Origin of the sequence: Bacillus cereus group sp. BfR-BA-01382 (assembly GCF_022663475.1) — a bacterium.
Classification (GTDB): Bacteria; Bacillota; Bacilli; order Bacillales; family Bacillaceae_G; genus Bacillus_A; species Bacillus_A thuringiensis_S.
In genome coordinates this window covers 65,384-86,508 of the sequence record NZ_JAKUFQ010000007.1, presented here as the reverse complement: position 1 = coordinate 86,508, position 21,125 = coordinate 65,384, and the positions used below count along the sequence as shown (strand labels likewise).

Genomic DNA, 21,125 nt, shown 5'->3' with positions numbered 1-21,125 from the left:
AGCAGAGCACGCTAGTTATAAGTTGAACGAATTAGGATAATCCAAATCGGAATGGGAGGTATACATCTTTGAACCGAAACTTACTATATATGATATTGCGACTCATATTTGTCATTGTAGCAACGATAGCTGGGTTCTATGTATTACTATACATGTCAGGGCTTATCTATCCTTTTATTATCGCTTTTGCATTTGCTTATTTGATTAATCCTGTCGTCAATTTCCTTAATCAAAAACTACAATTTCCTCGCGCACTAGCAGTACTCGTTAGCTTAATTCTCGTATTTGGAGCTATCGTTGGACTTGTTACATATCTTGTGACTGAAGCAATATCTGCCACAACATACTTACTCCAACTTGTTACAGTAAAGTTTCCGGATATCGTTACATTCGCTCAGCAATTTGCACTTAATCATATTATGCCTCTCTACGATGATTTAATCTCTAAATTTAATCATCTTGGAGAACCACAGCGCTATACAATTACACAAAACATTCAAAACTTAGGAACAGAAGCAACAACACAAATGAAAGAACTTTTAACCGCCATTATAAGCGGATTAACAAATTTCATTAGTGCACTGCCAACAACGTTAACTGTCCTTGTATTCATTTTATTAGCCACTTTCTTCATTAGTTACGATTGGCACCGTCTTGCTCAAAAAACAAGAAAATTACTACCAAATCGTGTACATGGCTACGGAAAAACTATTTTTGTCGACTTAAAAAAAGCTTTATTTGGTTTTGTGAAAGCACAACTTACACTCGTATCTATGACAACCGTCATTGTACTGATCGGACTTTTAATATTACGCGTACCATACGCCATTACTATTGCGATTATTACAGGAGTTGTAGATTTACTACCATATTTAGGAACAGGCGCAGTCTTCGTTCCATGGGTTATATACGTATTTTTCACTGGCGATACCGCATTCGCCATTGGTCTTCTCATTTTATACATCGTCGTGATTGTCCAAAGACAAATTATGGAACCGAAAGTACTTTCATCTAACATCGGTCTCGATCCATTAGCAACACTCGTCGCTCTATTTGTCGGCTTTAAGCTTTTTGGCTTTTTAGGATTAATCATCGGTCCAGTCACCTTAGTACTACTTAATACATTACACAAAGCTAATGTCTTCCATGACTTGTGGAAATATATTAAAGGTTCACCTTCAAAATAAAAGTTTCTAATTCATATAAAAAACAAGCTGTAATCAGTGGGAATTTCCCACTGATTATTCCTTTCACTTATTTTTTCACACTACTCACATGTAACAAGAGCATTACCCAGAAAAAGGATAATCCTCTTGTTTTTTTGCATAAAAAACACATTTTCTAATCAAAAATACATTTTTATTCTATTTTATATATATTTATTACTTACATTTATTACTTTTTATGTAAATGAATAAATATACAAAACTACATAGAATAAGGCTTCAACTAACAATCCCCACCTTTTATATGAAAGCAAAACTTTAATTTAGCTGCATTTCTCTCCATCTTATTCATCCAAATTAATAGCATTTAAAAATTACACGTTTAATCGAAGCACAACAAGAGTTCAAACGAAAATTATATAGCAAATATAATAAGCGGACGTTTTGTTCATCCCCACTCATCATTCGCCCCCACATCAGACACTTACGAGCAACCCAACTTTGAGATAGAAATCCCCCACAAATAGCGCAGTAAAGCGAAGCCTCAATCAGAAAACCCCTCTCCTCTTACAAGACAAAAAAATAGCACTTAGATCGTTATAATCTAAGTGCTACTTCTGAATGATAATAGTAGAGTTCTTTCTAAATTTCCATTCCATCCACTTCATAACAAGCGGCTTCAATAAAGCTCTCGTAATAGGGATCACGCAGATAAACCCTAGCACATCTGTCACATACCCAGGAAGCACCAAGAGAATACCTCCTACAAATACAAAAATACCATCTAGTACTGCCTCACCTGGCATTTCCCCTCTATTCAACTTAGATTGAATCTCTCCAAGCACTTTAAATCCTTGTCTTTTCGCCAAATACACACCTACAACACCTGTAAATACAATCATAGCGAACGTAGACCATAAACCTATTACATGACTTGATCCAATTAAGACCGTAATCTCAATCGCCGGTATTAAAATAAACAAGAATAGTAACCACTTCATAGTTCTACACCCCTCTCACAACTCACTTTTAACACCCTCACAACGCCTATATACATCATACGAAATATAGATACCCTTTCATACTAAAACTCATAACAAACCGCTTTTAAAAGCAATTCTAGGCGCTTTAAACTAATTCTATCTCGTTTTTGTGTAAAAAAAAGAGAAGGACTCCGATCCTTCTCTCCGTATTACTTATAGCACTTCCGCATGTCCATTATAAACAATTCCGCGTGCTGCATCAACTGTTACTTCTTGGCCATTTTTTAAAGTTGCTGTTACGCCGTTTACACCAACGATAACAGGAATACCGATTGATACGCCTACAACAGCCGCATGGCTTGTTAAGCCACCTTCTTCTACAACTAAAGCAGCAGCTTTTTCGATTGCAGGAATCATATCTTTATCAGTACTTGTTGTAACAAGGATATCACCTTCGTTTACGTTCGCTACAGCTTCAGCAGCTGTTTTTGCTACAACTACTTTACCTTTTGCAGCTTTACGACCGATTCCTTGTCCTTTAGCAACTTCTTCACCAACAACGTGGATTTTCATTAAGTTTGTTGTTCCAGTTTCAGCAACTGGAACACCAGCAGTAATTACTACAGTATCTCCAAGTCCGATTAGACCTGCATCCATACCTGTTTGAATTGCTGTATCTAACATTTCGTCAGTTGAAGCTGCGCGCTTCTCAGCCATAAACGCTTGTACACCCCAAACAAGCGCAAGACGACGTCCTACTTGCTCGTCAGATGTTACAGCTACAATTGGAGATTTTGGACGGTATTTAGAGATCATTTTCGCAGTATGTCCACTTTCTGTTGGAGCTACGATTGCAGCTACATCAAGAGCAAGTGCTGTATGCGCAACAGATTGGCTAATTGCATCTGTAATTGTTGGAGTGAACTCTTTAATACGTTTTTTGAACATATCTTCGTATTGTAATGATTTTTCAACACGTACTGCAATGTTAGCCATCATTGTTACTGCTTCTACCGGATATTGACCAGCAGCTGTTTCACCTGAAAGCATGATTGCATCTGTACCATCGAAGATTGCGTTAGCTACGTCACTTGCTTCCGCACGAGTTGGACGTGGGTTACGTTGCATAGAGTCTAACATTTGTGTCGCAGTAATAACTGGTTTACCTAACACGTTACATTTTTTGATTAGACGTTTTTGTACTAATGGTACTTCTTCTGGTGGAATTTCTACACCCATATCACCACGAGCTACCATTAAACCGTCAGAAACTTCTAAGATTGAATCGATGTTGTCGATACCTTCTTGGTTTTCGATTTTCGGTACGATTTGGATGTATTGAGCACCATGCTCTTCTAATAATTCACGGATTTCTAATACGTCAGACGCTTTACGTACGAATGAAGCTGCGATGAAATCAACTTTTTGCTCGATACCGAAGATGATATCTTTTACGTCTTTTTCAGTGATACCAGGAAGCTTAATGCTTACGTTTGGTACGTTAACACCTTTTTTATTTTTTACAGTTCCGCTGTTAAGAACTTTTGTACGGATGTTTCCATCAGCTTTTTCGATTACTTCTAGTTCGATAAGACCGTCATCGATTAGAATGCGAGAACCTGGGTCTACATCGTCATAAAGACCAGCATAAGATACAGAGAACTTCTCTGCAGTACCTAATACTTGCTCAGTAGAAAGAACTACTTCTGCACCTGTTACAAGCTCAGCTTGTCCGTCTACGAAGTCGTGAGTACGGATTTCTGGACCTTTTGTATCAAGTAAGATACCAACTGTTTTACCAGTTTTCTTTGAAGCTTCACGAATGTTTTTAATACGAGCTCCGTGCTCTTCATGGCTACCATGAGAGAAGTTTAAACGAGCAACGTTCATACCTGCTTCGATTAATTGCTCTAATTTTTCAATACTTTCACTAGCAGGACCTATAGTACATACAATTTTAGTTTTACGCATATTGCACCTCCGAAAATTATGAAACCGTTCCCAAATATCTGACATTACGTCAATTAGATGGATAATTCTTTAGATAATTGATACATATCTTTATCGATTGTATGCTTTTGAGCTAACGCTTCGATAATATCATGATCAACAAGTTTGTTATCTTGAATACCTACACAACGTCCACCTTTACCAGCAATTAATAATTCAACTGCTCTTGCGCCAAGACGACTTGCTAATACACGGTCTTGTGCACTTGGTGATCCACCACGTTGTACGTGACCTAATACAGTTACACGAGTATCAAAGTTTGTTGCTTCTTCAATGTGCTTACCGATGTCAATTGCACTTCCAACACCTTCAGCTACAACGATAATACTGTGTTTTTTACCACGTTCACTACCACGCTTCAGACGAGCGATAACATCATCCATGTCATACTCTTCTTCTGGAATTAAGATTGTTTCTGCACCATCAGCTAAACCAGCCCATAATGCGATATCACCAGCGTGACGTCCCATTACTTCGATAACATATGTACGTTCATGAGATGTAGCTGTGTCACGGATTTTATCAATTGCATCAATAACAGTGTTTAAAGCTGTATCGAAACCAATTGTGAAGTCTGTTCCAGGGATATCATTGTCGATTGTACCTGGTACACCAACACACGGGAATCCTTGTTCAGTTAATTTTTTAGCGCCTTGGTAAGAACCATCTCCACCAATAACAACAAGTCCTTCGATACCATGTTTCTTTAATTGCTCGATACCTTTTAGTCGTACTTCTGGGTCTTTAAACTCAGGACATCTTGCTGTATATAATTTCGTACCACCGCGGTGGATAATATCGCCAACAGAACCAAGTTCTAATTTTTCAATGTGACCAGAAATTAATCCAGCGTATCCATGGTAAATACCATATACTTCAATATCATGGAAAATCGCTTTACGAACAACTGCACGAATGGCAGCATTCATACCAGGTGAATCTCCACCACTTGTTAATACACCAATACGTTTCATTTGTACTCACCTCATAAAGATTATTTGCCTTATAATAAAATAACACGAAAAAATATAAAAACACAATGGAGAAGATGTGTCTTTTCATAATAAAAACGTGCATTCGCGAAGAGGAACGCACGCTTTTCTTATTTTATCCCAATGGAAGCGTTTGAAAACGAAACTTGCCCAATTTTCATATATTTTTCATAACGTTTTTCGATTAATTCATCTTTCGAAATTCCGTTTAATTGTTCAAAAGTTTTTCTAATCATTAAATCTATATTTTCTGACTGTTTCGAAAGATTACGGTGAGCTCCACCTTTTGCCTCTGGAATAATTTCATCAATTACACCTAATTCTTTCAAATCTGCTGCTGTAATTTTCATTGCCTCTGCAGCTTCCTTTGCTTTTCCTGCATCTTTCCAAAGAATTGCCGCTGCACCCTCTGGTGTAATAACAGAATAAGTGGAATTTTCTAGCATATGAATGTAATCTCCCACTCCAAGGCCTAGCGCACCGCCACTACCACCTTCACCGATAACGATACAAATAACAGGTACAGTTAAACCTGCCATTTCAAATAAATTGCGGGCGATAGCTTCACTTTGACCACGTTCTTCAGCAGCTTTACCAGGATAAGCCCCTTTCGTATCAATGAAACAAATAATAGGACGATTGAACTTTTCCGCCTGCTTCATTAAGCGTAATGCTTTTCGATATCCTTCTGGATGAGGCATTCCAAAGTTACGGCGAATATTTTCTTTCGTATCTTTTCCGCGCTGATGCCCAATTACAGTTACAGGCATCCCTTTATATTTCGCAATGCCGCCGACAATCGCTGCATCATCGCCAAATAGACGATCTCCATGACATTCGAAAAAATCAGTAAATAAGTGCTCAATATAATCGAGCGTTGTCGGTCGTTCTGCATGACGAGCAATTTGAACACGGTCCCATACTTTCAGATTACCGTATATATCTTCCTCTAAATTTTCTAGCTTGTCTTCCAAAATACGAATCTCCTCACTGAAGTCCATCTGGCTGTTTTTCGTATAGTCTTTCAGTTCACGAATCTTATTTCTTAGCTCAACAACTGGTTTTTCAAATTCTAGCTCTGCCATACAGCCATTCCCCCTCCTTGATGAACTTCTAAAATCTTGCGAAGCGATTCTCTCATATCATCACGATGCACCACCGCATCTAATTGACCATGATCTAGTAAGAATTCTGCCGTTTGGAAATCTTCCGGTAGTTTCTCACGCACCGTTTGTTCAATTACACGTCTACCAGCAAATCCGATAAGTGCACCTGGTTCTGCAAGATTATAATCACCAAGTGAAGCGAAACTCGCTGAAACCCCGCCCGTCGTTGGGTGAGTCATAACAGAAATAAATAATCCTCCTGCATTACTATGCTTTTTCAAAGCTACGCTTGTTTTTGCCATTTGCATTAAACTTAATATCCCTTCTTGCATACGGGCACCACCCGAAGCAGTAAAGATAATAAATGGAACTTGTAAGTCGTACGCCTTTTCAACCGCACGGGCGATTTTTTCTCCTACCACAGAGCCCATGCTCCCCATTCGAAAACGAGAATCCATTACTGCAACAACAACAAGCATGTCATCAATTGTTCCTTCACCAGTTACAACCGCTTCGTTTAATTCAGTCTTCTTACGATCGCTCTCTAGTTTCTCTTCATAACCTGGAAACTCGAGTGGATTTAATGAAACCATTTCTTTGTCATACTCACGGAATGACCCTTCGTCCAATATACTATCAAGACGTTCCCATGCATTCATAGGATGATGATATCCACAATTCACACATACTTTTAAATTTTTTAGAAGTTCTTTCGTATACATGATTTTTTTACATTCCGGACATTTTGTCATAACGCCATCTGGTACATCTTTTCGTACTTGTTCTGAAGGTATTGCAGCGTACTTTTTCTTTTTCACGAATAAATCTCTTAGCACAATTTGACCCCCTTCGTTGAGAGCTAAGGTTAGCGTAAGAAGAAAATGGGGCTAACACCAAAGTTTGATGTTAGCCTTATCTTCTCAATCTGTCTAATAACCTCACTCTTTACGTTTAACTTTAACCGCTAAGCGGTAGAATGTTTGTCATAACGTGTCATGGTCATTTCGACAAATTTTATACATTACGAGTGAAACTGTATATTCTCTACTAATTCATCGTAAATTTTTAGTGCATCATTTTCTTGTTTTTCTTCCAAAGTAGCATAAAGCTTTCTATACATATCGATAGAATTTCTTGAAACTTTACAAGAAAGAGTTGCTACGTAATCATTTACGATCATCCAAATGCGATATAGTAAATAATTATCGACTTGTTCAATAAGTGTTTTAAAGAACGTTTGATGAAGCGTTGGGATTGAGTTTTCATTTCCTTCAAGTACTTGGTGTAATCTACTTAGTACTTTAGAAAACGTTTCTTTCGGTAAATTACATACAATTCGAATCATATCTTTCTCAAGCAATCGTTTCGTTTGTAATAAATCACGAATTGTTTTCTCATCTTGCAGTAAGAACGGAGCAATTAATTGTACAAGGCCGTTATCATAAAAGTTTCGAATAAATGTCCCTTCACCACGTCTCGTTTCAATCAATCCTACCAGTTCTAAAGCACGCAATGCTTCTCTTACAGAGGAACGTCCTACGTTTAAGCGTGAACTTAACTCACGCTCAGACGGCAAACGATCCCCCGCTACCAATCCATCCTCTTCCATAATGGAACGGATTTTTTTTACAATTTCGAGATATACTTTTGTATTTGATGATGTCAATGGAAATTCCTCGCTTATTCTTTACCAATCAGCGCTAATTGTTTTGTTTTTTCAGCGATCTCATTTGGATCTACTTGACGGCGAGCTACTCCTGTTTCCATTGCTGCTTTTGCAACGTAAGCCGCTACTTGAGGCGCTACACGCGCGTCAAATGGTGCCGGAATGATATAATCTGCATTCAACTCATCTTCTGCTACAAGCTCAGCAATAGCCTGTACAGCTGCCATCTTCATTTCTTCGTTAATTTGTGTCGCATGTACGTCAAGTGCACCGCGGAAAATACCAGGGAACGCCAGTACATTATTTACTTGGTTCGGGAAGTCAGAACGACCTGTTCCAACAACAGCTGCGCCCGCTGCTTTTGCCAATTCTGGCATAATTTCTGGAACCGGATTCGCCATTGCAAAAATAATCGCATCGTCATTCATTGTACGAACCATCTCTTCTGTTAATGCACCTTCTGCAGATACACCAATGAATACGTCCGCACCATGTACAACATCAGCTAAAGAACCTTCTATACGATTCTTATTTGTATATTTTGCAACTTCATCCTTCACCGGATTCATACCTGTAGGACGACCATCATAGATTGCCCCTTTACGGTCACACATAATAATGTCGCGTACACCATAGCGATATAAAAGTTTAATAATTGCAATACCTGCTGCACCTGCGCCATTTGCGACAACTTTAATGTCAGACATTTTCTTTCCAACTAATTTCAGTGCATTTACAAGACCTGCTACTGTTACGATAGCTGTTCCGTGTTGATCATCATGGAAGATAGGAATATTTGTTTCTTTTTTCAAACGCTCTTCAATAATGAAGCAGTTTGGTGCTGCGATATCTTCTAAGTTAACGCCGCCAAAAGTTGGCTCCATTAATTTTACAGTTTCAACAATTTTATCTACATCGTTTGTATTTAAGGCAATCGGGAATGCATCTACACCAGCAAAGCTCTTGAATAATACAGCTTTACCTTCCATTACTGGAAGAGATGCTTCAGGTCCAATGTTACCAAGACCAAGTACAGCTGTTCCGTCTGTCACAACTGCTACCATATTTCCCTTCATCGTATATTCATATACCTTACTTTTATCGTCATAAATTTCTTTACAAGGTTCTGCAACCCCTGGAGAATATGCAAGACTTAAATCTTTTGCATTTTCTACTTTTACTTTTGATACAGTTTCTAATTTTCCTTGATGCACTTTATGCATGTGAAGTGCTTCTTCACGAAGTGTTGACAAACTATCCACTCTCCTCAAATTATTCTTGCTGATATCAATTTCTCCAAGTGGTCTGACCACGAACACTACTACTATAATAATCGAAGTGTAGGGAAATTGTCCATTATATTTTCACAACTACATTTTCTTCCCCGACAATTTCACGAAGTGCTCCTAAACATTCTTCACTTGGATGAATCGATAAACTCCGAGATAATTGTACCATTTTATGTTCCTTTTCATAATAAATTAGTACTTTCGCAAAACCTGAATAGTCGAACAATATTTTCGTAACCTGATTTAAAAGCTTTTTCTCATACTGAGACGGCAATTTCACGTAAACAGATGCGTCTTTCTTTTCTTCATAAACATCCATTTCCTCTAGCGGATATAGACCATTTACAATCCATTGCAGCTTATGATTTCTTAGCTCAATCGTACCGTCAACTAAAACAATTGCTCCTTCTTGTAACTTGTCCGAGAAATGTATATACGTTTCCGGGAAGAGGACTGCTTCCATTTCATCATTTTGATCACAGAATGTAATAAATGCCATCTTTTGAAACTTTTTCGTACGAATCACTCTCACACTTGTTATATACACAATAGCTCTTTGTACTTTTTTCTTGTGTCGCATCGCCTGAGCGAGAGATGGAATTTCTAATTCTTTTGCTAACTTTACATACTGCGCTGTCGGATAACTTGATAAATAAAAGCCAAGTGCTTCCTTCTCTTTATTTAGTTGTTCAATAAAAGATAGCTCTTCTCCTTGTACGTATTTTGATTTTGGAACAGCATCTCCTAAATCACGTGCGAGATTCGCGTACTCTAATGCCCCTTTAATACTTTTCCATAAATTCGTTCTCGAAACACCAAAATCATCAAAACATCCGGACCAGACGAAAGCTTCTAAATTGCGCTCCGTCACAAACTTTGACGGCATACGGAGACAAAATTCAAACAAATCTTCGAACATTTTTTTCTTTCGTTCTTCTAATAATGCCGTCACTGTAGCCATTCCAATATTTCGGATCGAAAGTAAACTGTAACGTATCGCATTCCCTTCTATTTGGAAGTTGTAACCACTTCTCTGAAGAGACGGCGGCAAAACGTGAAAGCCTTTCCGCTTCGTTTCTCGTATATACTGTACAATTTTATCTTCATTTCCAATTGCACTTGATAATAATGCCGTCATAAATTCCAGCGTATAGTTCGCTTTCAAATAGGCAAGCTGATATCCGATCATACTGTAAGCTACAGCGTGACTTCGGTTAAAACCGTAATTCGCAAATCTTACAATTAAATCATAAATTTTCTCAGCAGACGTCTCATCATAACCATTTTGCAAACACCCTTGAACAAAATGCTTACGTTCCTGATCTAAAATATCACGATTTTTTTTACTCACTGCACGGCGCAGTAAATCTGCTTCTCCGAGCGAAAACCCTGCTAACTTCGATGCAATTTGCATAATTTGTTCTTGGTATACAATGACGCCGTATGTTCTTTCTAAAATTGGCTTTAAATCCGGATGTAAATATTCAATTTTTCTTTTTCCATGTTTCGATTCAATAAAGGTTGGTATCTGTTCCATCGGCCCCGGTCTGTATAACGAGTTAACAGCTACGATATCTTCAAACTCATTCGGTTTTAACCCGCGAAGTACATTTCGCATACCACCTGACTCAAGCTGGAATACACCTGTTGTATCCCCTCTCCCTAATAATTGGAACGTCTTTTCATCTTGAAGAGGTAAGTTTCTTATATCGATTTCTTTCCCTGTTTTGTTCGCGATAAATTTTATAATATTTTCAAGTAACGTTAAATTACGTAACCCTAAAAAGTCCATCTTAAGCAACCCAAGTTCTTCTAGCGCATCAGCTGGATATTGCGTAACATAAACATCGTTATGTCCTTCTTGAATTGCTACACTGCCTGTTAACGGTTCTTGACTCATAATAACGCCAGCCGCATGAATAGACGTATGACGTGGTAAACCTTCTACACGTTTTGCGATTTCAAACACACGCTCATGCAGAAGATTCCCTTGTATAAACTCACGAAGTGATTGTGATTCTTCATATGCATCTTTTAACGTTATACCGAGCTTTGATGGGATAAGTTTTGAAAATATATCAATATCTCGTGGCGGAAGCCCCATTACGCGGGCAATGTCTCTAATTGCTGCTTTTGCTGCAAGCGTACCAAACGTTACAATTTGCGCAACACGAAGCTGACCGTATTTATCTTTCACATAGCGAATCATCTCATCACGTCTTATGTCTGGAAAATCAATATCAATATCGGGAAGCGTCACACGTTCAGGATTTAAAAACCTTTCAAATAATAGATCGTATTCAATCGGATCAATATCTGTAATTTCTAATACGTATGAGACGAGTGAACCAGCTGCCGATCCACGACCTGGTCCTGTTAAAATATGATTTTCATGTGCATACTTCATAAAATCCCATACGATGAGGAAATAATCACTAAATCCCATACGAGAAATAACATTTAATTCATGATTTAAACGCTTTATATGCACTTCTTTCGGCGCACCATATCGTTTCCGCAAACCTTCTTCACAAACACGACGCAAGTATATATCACTCGTTTCGTTAGACGGAACAGGAAACTTCGGAAGTTGATTTACATGGAACGGTATTTCTACTTGGCAACGCTCTGCAATTTTTATTGTATTTTGGATTGCTTCCGGCGCATGGGAAAATAGTGCTTCCATTTCATCCGATGATTTTAAATAATATTGATCTGTTTTCAGCCTCGGCCTATCTGGATCAGTCATTTTCGTTCCACTTTCAACAGATAGTAAACATTCGTGAACAAGTGCGTCACTTTGATTGATATAACGCACATCGTTTGTTGCAACGACTGGAATATTAACCCTACTAATAAATTCAGGTAGCTTCTCTTGTAAAAGCAACTCATCTTGAATTGCATGATGCTGCAAACTCATATAAAAATGGCCGAACATATTTTGATATGTTCGAGCTACTTCTTCAGCCTGACTCTCATTGTCTTCTAGTAATAATTGCTCAATTTCGCCATCTTTACCTGGTGAAATAGCAATTAATCCTTTCGCATAATGCGCAAGCCACTTCTTAGGGATACCTTCTTTGGACTTTGTCATAATACTGCTAGAAATCTTTAATAAATTTTGGTAGCCTATTTCATTCTCAGCAAGTAATACAAGCGGATAAGACCTTTCTTCTTCTTCACTAAAAATAGAAGCGGTTAATCCAATAACAGGCTGTATACCATGTTTCTTACATGCTTTATAAAACGGAATAACGCCATACATAACATTTTCATCCGTAATAGCCAGCGATGAGAAACCAAGTTCTTTCGCCCTGACTACAAGCTCATCAATTTTACAAGCACTTTTTAATAAACTAAAAACGGTTTGACATTGTAAATGCACAAACTTCACTGTTGTACCCTCTCTTTACCTATTTGACTACTTTTATTATAGGTGATGAGGAAAGCGGAAATCAAAACATACTTCTTATACTTTGTCCATATATATGAAGAAGAAAGGGGAATGACGATGGATGTAAGAGAACATACTTTTTTCTCTCTGCTTATTATTAGTTATTTTATTGCCTTTGGGGTTATACTTGGCGGTTCATTAATTGGTGGATTTGGTGCGTTTCTTATCGGAAAACCAGCTCTAACTTACATTAATCAATTCGCCCAAAATTTAAGAATTTGGGCACTCGTTGCAGCAATCGGCGGAACATTCGATACCTTTTATAGCTTTGAAAGAAGTTTCTTTGGCGGAGATATGAAAGATATCGTAAAACAAATTCTCCTTATTTTTTTCGCAACTGGTGGTATGCAAACAGGTCTCATTATTATTAAATGGCTAACGCAGGAACATGTATGAGAGTACCAAGTGCCAATACAGCAAAAAGATGGTACTTAGTATTAGCTGGTGCTGCTGTTGGAGGCGTGTTGAGCTGGTTTATTTTTTTGTACATATACGGTGTTTTTCAAGAAGAACAAGCTAGTAAAATAGCAGAACAAAGAGAAATTATAGAAAAACAAGAAGCAAAACTCCACGTCCTTCTCGAAGATCAAGAAAAATTGAACACTGAAAATAAACGGCTCTTAACCATTCAAGAGATTAAAATAAAACTTATCAATCGAGAAAAATACGATTTAGACAATCTTACACTCGAAAATATGACTACATCTATCCATAATGATCTCCAGCATCTTTTAACGAAAAACATTCAAAGTATCGCAAAAAATAAAGACCTACTCAAAAAGGTAATCGAAAACAAGACGTACAAACATTACGATCGGCTATACCGTTTTAAAGTCGATACAATATCTTTTGATACAGTGCTTGAAATTAGCATTACTATAGAGAAAGAAAAATAAAGAAGGAGGGCTTTAGCGCCGCTCCTTCTTTTCGTTCTAACATATACTCTCTTATTTACAAATCTCACGTAAATCAGCAAAAAGACGATCCGCTTCTTCCCAAGAAGATGCCTTCGCACCAGAAGCCATCGGGTGTCCTCCGCCGTTATATTGCATTGCTAATTTGTTTATAACTGGTCCTTTTGAACGAAGACGAACACGAATTACGTCGTCTTCCTCTAAAAATAGAACCCACGCCTTTAATCCATCAATATTGCCAAGTGCTCCAACAACACCAGATGCTTCAGAAGAAAGTACATCAAACTCTTCTAATACTTCTTTCGTTAATTTAATGTAAGCTGCTCCTTCTTCTACCATCGTAAAGTTTTGTAAAATATAACCGTTTAAACGAGCAATTTTTTCTTTTGTCTTATACATTTCATTGTATAAATCTGTGAATTTCACACCCATATCAACAAGCTCACTTACGTAACGAAGTGTTTTTGCTGTTGTATTCGGGAATAAGAAACGACCTGTGTCCCCAACAATTCCAGCTAAAATAAGGCGAGCTGCTTCTTTTGTTATTTTTAATCCTTTATCTTTTCCATACGTGTAAAACTCATAAATCATTTCACTTGTAGAACTCGCTGCCGTATCTACCCACGTAATATCTCCATATGGATCTTCATTTGGATGATGATCAATTTTAATTAACATCTTCCCTTTTGTATAGCGTTGATCGTCAACACGTTCTTGATTCGCAGTATCACAAACGATAACAAGCGCATTTTCGTATACACTATCTTCAATATCATCCATTACTCTTAAGTACGCTAACGACGGTTCATTGTACCCAACCGTATAAATATTTTTCTCTGGAAACGATTCTTGTAGAATTGTACCAAGGCCACCCTGTGAACCTAATGCATCTGGGTCCGGACGCACGTGGCGATGAATAATAATTGTATCAAACTCTTTAATTGCTCCTAAAATTTGCTCATGCATATGTATAATCTCCTTTTTAATCAACTTCTTCGCTTTATCCTCCATTATAACGGAAAGTATTTCATACATGCGAACAATTGCTTTATAATAGAAGTTAGAAAGTTTAGATATTTCTTTTTCTTTTCTATTATTTTTCACAAAGCGATGGGAGTGTTCATTATGCCAGTATTAGTCTTCTGTATTATCGTCTCATTTATGTTGTACCTCTTTTACAAAACAAAATACTTTCGTACAAACCGCCCAATGGAAAAAGGTTGGCTCTCAGGAAAATCCGCAATGGCACTCGGTTCATTCGTTTTATTTTTCGGGGTAAACCAATTCTTTTTAGAACTTTCAACCGCTCGTATTATCGTTGGTATTTTATTCGTTCTATTTGGTAGTGCAAGTGTATTTAATGGGTTTCGCCAATACAAACACTTCTTACCATTAGCAGTTAAAGAAGCCGAAGTCTATGAAGCAACATAAAAAAAGCATCAATATTGTGATGCTTTTTTACGACCCTTAACTTTCAAAATCATATATGCAACAAACGCAGATGGTATATTAAATGGGTTACCTTGTACGTGAAAATGTAATTGTTCTTCTCCAAAAGACATTTTTTCATATAGCTCTCGCTGAGATAATCCTGTCTTTTCCTTTTTTTCATGTAAACCTTGTAAATATAAATATTGGATCGGTATCATTACAAGAAAGTAAAATAGTGCGATACTACCAAAAAAGAGTACGGCTGACGACATAATGTATACCACCTTCCGGAAATCCATTTTCTTACAATATAATCATAACACAATATATACCAAAATTAAATTGCTATTCTGTCTTTTATCGTGTTACTTTTCCACTCCATCCCATACATATTTCACTAAAACTCTCATCTAAAATCATGTCTTTCAAATTTAAAACAACAAAAAAAAATGGAACAAATCAAAACGATTTGTTCCATCTTTTTATTTATCAATTAACTGAACCATAAGTAATGCTTTTCCAACGACATTACCTTCATGATGCACCTCTACATCGACCTTACCAAATTTACGCCCGATTTCTAATACTTTCGGATGAACGGATACAACATTATCAATTTGAACCGGCTTCACGAAATAAATTGTTAAGTTTTCAACAATTAAATCGCTTTTCTTTTGCGCACGAATGACGCGATTTGTCGCTTCTGTCACAATTGTTGCAAATACACCGTACGATAACGTTCCGATTGAATTCGTCATTTGCGGCGTCACCGAAAATTGATATAGATGCTCATTTTTCGCTTCTTTTGGCGTCATAAATTGATTCGTTACGATATCATCAATTGTTTCTCCAACTTGTGGCTGACGTTGAATCATTTGCAGTGCCTGAAGTACATCTTGACGGCTAATGATACCTTGCAGTTTATTTCCTTCCTCAACGACAGGAAGTAATTCAATTCCTTCCCACACCATCATACGTGCCGCAGCTGCGACAGACATTTTACCATTCACTGTAATTGGGTGTTTTGTCATTACTTTATCAATTGGTGTTTCTTTCGCTACACCGATCATGTCTTTTGAAGTTACGATTCCTAGCACTTTTTTATTTTCATCGACAATTGGATATCTTCCGTGCATTGTCTCTTCGTTATATGCATGCCATTGCTGTACTGTATCATGTGGCTTTAAATATAACGTTTCTTCAATTGGTGTTAAAATATCCTCAACAAGTACAATTTCTTTCTTAATCAGTTGATCATAAATCGCACGGTTAATTAACGTTGCGACCGTAAATGTATCGTAGCTACTTGAAATAATCGGCAGCTTTAATTCGTCTGCTAATTTCTTCACATGATCTTCCGTATCAAATCCACCCGTAATTAATACAGCGGCTCCAGTTTCTAGCGCTAATTGATGTGCATTCGTACGGTTACCAATAATGAGTAAATTCCCAGCTTCTGTATAGCGCATCATCGCTTCTAATTTCATAGCTCCGATTACAAATTTATTTAATGTTTTATGTAGTCCTTCTCTGCCTCCAAGTACTTGACCGTCGACAATGTTAACGACTTCTGCATATGTCAGTTTTTCGATATTTTCTTTCTTCTTTTGTTCAATTCGAATTGTTCCGACACGTTCAATTGTACTAACATATCCTTTATTTTCTGCATCTTTAATTGCACGGTAAGCTGTCCCTTCACTTACACTCAAATCTTTCGCAATTTGTCTTACAGAAATTTTATGGCCTACTGGCAGGCTATTAATATGTTCTAAAATTTGGTTATGCTTGGTAGCCAAATGGTTTCACCATACTTTCTTTTCCCTAAATTCTTCATGTGTTGTACTTTCAGTATACTATATTTTCAAAACTGTTACACTCTCTCTTTGCATACCTGTACTATTTTTTTTATAACAAAATGACCCTTACATTCCACCAGTCATTCTATTACAACAATGTAATGCTATTGTCATCTCATTCGATAGTTCGCCCACTTGATTCCCTATACAATGAAGACAAGAAATAAAACAAAGGAGCGTACACATGATGAAAAAATTTTTAGAGGTTGTAGGTGCTATATTTTTAGCTTTCGTAGATGGGAAAAAAGTTGCAATGGAATTGAATGAAACACCTGAACAACCACGTACAAAAAGAAAAGAATCACCAAAACAAATACAAGCATTAAAAGCTGTCCTACACACGTAAAAAACCCTTCACTTTTCTTTTCAAATGAAGGGTTTCTTTTCTATAGTGTAATACTTTCTCCAGCTTCTAATACTTTCCCTGTACAATTTTGTAGCTTTTCTACAAATTGATATGGATCTTGTTCAATAACTGGGAACGTATTGTAATGCATCGGTACAACAGTTTTCGAATTAATCCATTTTGCCGCTAGTACAGCATCTTCTGGTCCCATTGTGAAATTATCACCAATTGGTAAAAATGCTAGATCAACTTTATTTAATTCCCCAATTAACTTCATATCAGAGAATAGTGCAGTATCTCCTGCGTGGTACACTGTTTTCTCTTCTGCTGTAAATAAAATACCTGCTGGCATACCTGTATATGTAATCGTCTTATTTGCTTCATCAATATAACTAGAGCCGTGGAATGCTTGTGTAAACTTCACTTTTCCAAAGTCAAATTCATGTGAACCACCAATATGCATCGGATGTGTATTTACACCTTGCCAACTTAAAAATGTTGCTAGTTCAAATGGCGCTACAACAACTGCATTATTTTTCTTCGCAAGTTCTACTGTATCTCCAACATGATCACCGTGTCCATGCGATAAAAGGATTGCATCCACTTTTACATCTTCAGCTTTTAAATCTGTTTTCGGATTACCTGTTAAAAACGGGTCAATTAAAATAACTTTTCCATTCGCCTCAATTTTCACAACTGAATGTCCATGATAAGATACTTTCATTATTACATTCCTCCCCTATTCACATTCTCACTTTTTATTCTACATGATTTCTCTATTCCCTGTCTTTTCTAACATCTATTTACTTGTCATAACGCTTTCTTCCGAGTTAAAGTTATATTTGTAATTAAATATCTCGGGGGTGCCAATCGATGAATGCTAGATTAGAAAATTTAATGCAATGGCTAAAAGAAAAAAACGTAGAAGCTGCGTTCTTAACTTCTACACCGAACGTCTTCTACATGACGAACTTCCACTGTGAACCGCATGAAAGATTACTTGGTATGTTTGTATTCCAAGAAAAAGAACCTATTTTAATTTGTCCTAAAATGGAAGAAGGTCAAGCACGTAACGCTGGCTGGGCACATGAAATTATCGGATTTACTGATACTGACAGACCATGGGATATGATTGCAAAAGCAATTAAAGACCGCGGCATCAATGCAAATGCAGTTGCAATTGAAAAAGAACATTTAAACGTAGAGCGCTACGAAGAATTAACGAAATTATTCCCAAATGCAGCTTTCAAATCAGCTGAGGAAAAAGTTCGCGAACTTCGTTTAATTAAAGATGAAAAAGAACTTTCTATTTTACGCGAAGCAGCTAAAATGGCGGACTACGCTGTTGAAGTTGGTGTAAATGCAATTAAAGAAAACCGTAGCGAGCTAGAAGTATTAGCAATTATTGAACACGAATTAAAAACAAAAGGCATACATAAAATGTCATTTGATACGATGGTATTAGCGGGTGCAAACTCTGCTCTTCCACACGGTATTCCTGGTGCAAACAAAATGAAGCGCGGTGATTTCGTACTATTTGATTTAGGTGTAATCATTGAAGGTTATTGCTCTGATATTACACGTACAGTAGCATTCGGCGAGATTTCTGAAGAACAAACTCGCATTTACAACACTGTACTTGCTGGACAACTACAAGCAGTTGAAGCATGTAAACCAGGTGTTACACTTGGCGCAATCGACAACGCTGCTCGTTCTGTTATCGCAGATGCAGGTTACGGTGACTTCTTCCCGCACCGCCTTGGTCACGGACTTGGAATTAGCGTACACGAATATCCAGATGTAAAAGCTGGCAACGAGTCTCCATTAAAAGAAGGTATGGTCTTCACAATCGAGCCAGGTATTTACGTACCAAACGTAGGTGGCGTTCGTATTGAAGATGATATTTACATTACAAAAGATGGATCAGAAATTTTAACGAAATTCCCGAAAGAATTACAATTTGTAAAATAATAAAAAGGCAGCGTGAATGCTGCCTTTTTTTATTCCTCTACTATTTCAAATTTCTCTACAATCATTCTTGCTGGATAGCTTTCAAGTATTTGAGAAAACCATACTTTTATTTTATCCCCTGTTTTTAACTGTTTATATGCGTCTTTGTCCTTAAAGCTCAAGACTATATGTGATGGATGCTCTTTATTCATTTGTTGTTCTATATAATGTTGCAACTCTACTTTTGTGTTAAACGTTTTATCATCGACAAAAAATACCGTGTCATTTCTTAATATGATATACCCTTCTTTAGGGACTTCTTTTACCGTTACCTGCTCTACTTGTTTTGTAGTACAAGCTGATAATATGACTAGAAATACACTTAAAAACATAACAATTTTCACATGCCTATTCATTTTTATCTCCTTACTTTAGGCTATTTCAAATTTAACACCATCTTCTCCTCATACTTATCATCCCATTTAATTACAACTTCTATCGGTTCATCTGTAGATAGAGGTGCACAACTTTCACAAGAAGATTTTATTTCAACCCTTGCTCCTTTATGAACTTCTGACGTTTGTGTCATTGTACTAAAGGCTCCATTAATAGCAATCTCTAAGTTTTTAAATTCTGTCTTTCCATCCCCCCCCTTATATTGAAACGTAAACATTCCATCTTCACTGTCATCCTTAATATGCCCTTTATATTGTCCAGTCCAACTTTTGCTCTCGCTAGAAAAATTAACATACGAAATGGAACAGCTTCCTAAAAAGAAAATACTAATAAAAAAGAATAATGCTCTCTTCATAATGCCCCCTCCATTCAAATGCACTTATTTATTGTCTATTTCTTCCTCTTATTATATTATAAAAATACAGAATTTTCTAAAATAGGAGGATTTATATGTTACAACAACAGTTAGAAAAAATTCGTAATAATAATTACATCATAGATAACACACTTCATATTGATTCTTTAAGTTCCAGTATGCTTGAACATATCGGTGTTACTGATAGCTACTTAAGGGACAAACTCATCTACTCTACTTTTTATCATCTCATCAAAAATCGCTACCTTTCACACACACAATTACAGAAACTATTATTAGAAAGCATCGGTGAAAAATATTTATTGTATAAGATTCATTCAGATGATGAAGATGCTGTATTTACTCGTGCATTTACGACCTTATTAATTGCGCTCATTATAGATGCAGATACAACTCATAATTTCTTATCACAGAATGATATTTTAACTGTAAAAGATCAATTAATTCTATATATGAACAATGAACAGGATTTCCGCGGATATGTGCAAGACCACGGCTGGGCACATAGTATCGCACATGCTTCCGATACATTTGAGGCGCTTGTTCATAGTCCTAAACTAGAAACTTTACATTACGAAGAGATATTAAAAACTTTGTTAAACAAAGTTTGTGTCCATTCTATTTACTACAAATATGAAGAAGACGAGCGTCTCGTTTATCCGATTGTCGCAATGCTGCAAAATGGCCTAAAAGAAGAAATACTCATATTAGCCCTTCGTGACTTAGTAGCTCAATTACTGGTCCAAAAACAAGCACTACCTATTGAATCGTACGAGTTTTTATATGGAAATACAAAATCTTTCTTACGTAGCTTATTTTTCAGACTACGCACACTTTCTATATGTGAAGAAACCGAATTCGAAATTGAAAAATTGCTACAAGAGCTTCCAAAATATTATTAAAAAAGAAGGCCACTCAAAAAGTGCCTTCTTCTATTTCACTAATATTTAATTGAAATTTCACGATCCAAACTGAGAAAAGGTGGACAAGAAGCGCAAACGCCATACATGCTCCACTTAAAAAAGTTAGTATAGGATGCGAATACACGTGCCCCAATCCATAGGATATCGCCACGAAAAACATTGTTATGTAAATATAAATTGCTCCATGTATTTGCCTCATATAAACCT

Annotated in this window: 22 protein-coding genes; 7 read left to right on the top strand and 15 right to left on the bottom strand. The window is 36.9% G+C overall.

All coding sequences use genetic code 11. The features are described 5' to 3' along the window. Positions 1 to 68: 68 nt before the first annotated feature. Complete coding sequence (gene ytvI, locus MR160_RS05190) at positions 69 to 1,187, top strand: sporulation integral membrane protein YtvI (RefSeq protein WP_001081375.1); 1,119 nt, start codon at positions 69 to 71, stop codon at positions 1,185 to 1,187. Positions 1,188 to 1,777: 590 nt separating this feature from the next. Here ytvI and MR160_RS05185 read toward each other — a convergent pair. The 8 genes from MR160_RS05185 to dnaE form a co-directional block, all read right to left on the bottom strand. Continuing rightward, on the bottom strand, positions 1,778 to 2,167 hold the full coding sequence (locus MR160_RS05185) for an FxsA family protein (RefSeq protein ID WP_000871631.1): 390 nt from the start codon (positions 2,165 to 2,167) through the stop codon (positions 1,778 to 1,780). A 195-nt stretch (positions 2,168 to 2,362) separates the two neighbouring features. Continuing rightward, the gene (gene pyk / locus MR160_RS05180; protein WP_001232667.1) at positions 2,363 to 4,120 is read right to left on the bottom strand and encodes a pyruvate kinase; all 1,758 of its coding nucleotides are present in this window, start codon (positions 4,118 to 4,120) and stop codon (positions 2,363 to 2,365) included. Between the two features lie 53 nt (positions 4,121 to 4,173). Beyond that, the gene (gene pfkA, locus MR160_RS05175; protein ID WP_000821157.1) at positions 4,174 to 5,133 is read right to left on the bottom strand and encodes a 6-phosphofructokinase; all 960 of its coding nucleotides are present in this window, start codon (positions 5,131 to 5,133) and stop codon (positions 4,174 to 4,176) included. Between the two features lie 128 nt (positions 5,134 to 5,261). Beyond that, on the bottom strand, positions 5,262 to 6,236 hold the full coding sequence (accA, locus tag MR160_RS05170) for an acetyl-CoA carboxylase carboxyl transferase subunit alpha (protein WP_000818789.1): 975 nt from the start codon (positions 6,234 to 6,236) through the stop codon (positions 5,262 to 5,264). Further along, complete coding sequence (accD, locus tag MR160_RS05165; RefSeq protein ID WP_000942858.1) at positions 6,224 to 7,093, bottom strand: acetyl-CoA carboxylase, carboxyltransferase subunit beta; 870 nt, start codon at positions 7,091 to 7,093, stop codon at positions 6,224 to 6,226. The genes accA and accD overlap by 13 nt, the downstream gene beginning before the upstream one ends. 185 nt (positions 7,094 to 7,278) lie before the next feature. Continuing rightward, positions 7,279 to 7,923, bottom strand: coding sequence for a FadR/GntR family transcriptional regulator (locus tag MR160_RS05160; RefSeq protein WP_000204446.1), 645 nt, complete (start codon positions 7,921 to 7,923; stop codon positions 7,279 to 7,281). Positions 7,924 to 7,937: 14 nt separating this feature from the next. Next, positions 7,938 to 9,146, bottom strand: coding sequence for an NADP-dependent malic enzyme (ystJ, locus tag MR160_RS05155; RefSeq protein ID WP_161635086.1), 1,209 nt, complete (start codon positions 9,144 to 9,146; stop codon positions 7,938 to 7,940). A 133-nt stretch (positions 9,147 to 9,279) separates the two neighbouring features. Continuing rightward, entirely contained in the window at positions 9,280 to 12,606 is a 3,327-nt protein-coding gene (gene dnaE / locus MR160_RS05150; protein ID WP_000673723.1) for a DNA polymerase III subunit alpha, read from the bottom strand. 42 nt (positions 12,607 to 12,648) lie between these two features. Between dnaE and MR160_RS05145 the strand changes: the two genes are divergently transcribed. Both MR160_RS05145 and ytrI read left to right on the top strand, forming a co-directional pair. Further along, positions 12,649 to 13,062, top strand: a complete 414-nt coding sequence (locus MR160_RS05145) for a YtrH family sporulation protein (protein WP_002005839.1) — start codon at positions 12,649 to 12,651, stop codon at positions 13,060 to 13,062. Next, entirely contained in the window at positions 13,059 to 13,562 is a 504-nt protein-coding gene (gene ytrI, locus MR160_RS05140) for a sporulation membrane protein YtrI (RefSeq protein ID WP_001265736.1), read from the top strand. Before MR160_RS05145 ends, ytrI begins: the two co-directional genes overlap by 4 nt. Before the next feature lie 51 nt (positions 13,563 to 13,613). Here the strand turns inward: ytrI and MR160_RS05135 are convergent, their stop codons facing one another. Then, on the bottom strand, positions 13,614 to 14,546 hold the full coding sequence (locus tag MR160_RS05135; protein WP_000545134.1) for a DHH family phosphoesterase: 933 nt from the start codon (positions 14,544 to 14,546) through the stop codon (positions 13,614 to 13,616). Between the two features lie 159 nt (positions 14,547 to 14,705). On the opposite strand from MR160_RS05135, the gene MR160_RS05130 reads away from it, so the two are divergent. Further along, positions 14,706 to 15,011: a YtpI family protein gene (locus tag MR160_RS05130; protein ID WP_001144782.1), complete on the top strand. Its 306-nt coding sequence runs from the start codon at positions 14,706 to 14,708 to the stop codon at positions 15,009 to 15,011. Positions 15,012 to 15,019: 8 nt separating this feature from the next. On the opposite strand, the gene MR160_RS05125 is transcribed toward MR160_RS05130, so the two are convergent. Beyond that, entirely contained in the window at positions 15,020 to 15,283 is a 264-nt protein-coding gene (locus MR160_RS05125) for a DUF3949 domain-containing protein (protein ID WP_000093045.1), read from the bottom strand. 210 nt (positions 15,284 to 15,493) lie between these two features. Further along, on the bottom strand, positions 15,494 to 16,807 hold the full coding sequence (locus MR160_RS05120) for a CBS domain-containing protein (protein WP_000201579.1): 1,314 nt from the start codon (positions 16,805 to 16,807) through the stop codon (positions 15,494 to 15,496). 244 nt (positions 16,808 to 17,051) lie between these two features. Between MR160_RS05120 and MR160_RS05115 the strand changes: the two genes are divergently transcribed. Then, entirely contained in the window at positions 17,052 to 17,213 is a 162-nt protein-coding gene (locus MR160_RS05115) for a hypothetical protein (RefSeq protein WP_000976014.1), read from the top strand. Positions 17,214 to 17,253: 40 nt separating this feature from the next. Here the strand turns inward: MR160_RS05115 and MR160_RS05110 are convergent, their stop codons facing one another. Further along, the gene (locus MR160_RS05110) at positions 17,254 to 17,937 is read right to left on the bottom strand and encodes a metal-dependent hydrolase (protein ID WP_000868923.1); all 684 of its coding nucleotides are present in this window, start codon (positions 17,935 to 17,937) and stop codon (positions 17,254 to 17,256) included. 149 nt (positions 17,938 to 18,086) lie between these two features. On the opposite strand from MR160_RS05110, the gene pepQ reads away from it, so the two are divergent. Next, entirely contained in the window at positions 18,087 to 19,184 is a 1,098-nt protein-coding gene (gene pepQ / locus MR160_RS05105; protein ID WP_000994037.1) for a Xaa-Pro dipeptidase, read from the top strand. Between the two features lie 29 nt (positions 19,185 to 19,213). On the opposite strand, the gene MR160_RS05100 is transcribed toward pepQ, so the two are convergent. Both MR160_RS05100 and MR160_RS05095 read right to left on the bottom strand, forming a co-directional pair. Beyond that, the gene (locus tag MR160_RS05100) at positions 19,214 to 19,579 is read right to left on the bottom strand and encodes a DUF3221 domain-containing protein (protein ID WP_086390958.1); all 366 of its coding nucleotides are present in this window, start codon (positions 19,577 to 19,579) and stop codon (positions 19,214 to 19,216) included. A 20-nt stretch (positions 19,580 to 19,599) separates the two neighbouring features. Beyond that, complete coding sequence (locus tag MR160_RS05095; RefSeq protein ID WP_141527737.1) at positions 19,600 to 19,974, bottom strand: hypothetical protein; 375 nt, start codon at positions 19,972 to 19,974, stop codon at positions 19,600 to 19,602. Between the two features lie 95 nt (positions 19,975 to 20,069). Between MR160_RS05095 and MR160_RS05090 the strand changes: the two genes are divergently transcribed. Beyond that, positions 20,070 to 20,897, top strand: a complete 828-nt coding sequence (locus MR160_RS05090; protein WP_097981791.1) for a DUF2785 domain-containing protein — start codon at positions 20,070 to 20,072, stop codon at positions 20,895 to 20,897. A 13-nt stretch (positions 20,898 to 20,910) separates the two neighbouring features. On the opposite strand, the gene MR160_RS05085 is transcribed toward MR160_RS05090, so the two are convergent. Then, positions 20,911 to 21,117 carry a hypothetical protein gene (locus MR160_RS05085; RefSeq protein ID WP_001248905.1) on the bottom strand — a complete coding sequence of 69 codons (207 nt, stop codon included), beginning with the start codon at positions 21,115 to 21,117 and terminating at the stop codon, positions 20,911 to 20,913. Positions 21,118 to 21,125 lie beyond the last annotated feature (8 nt).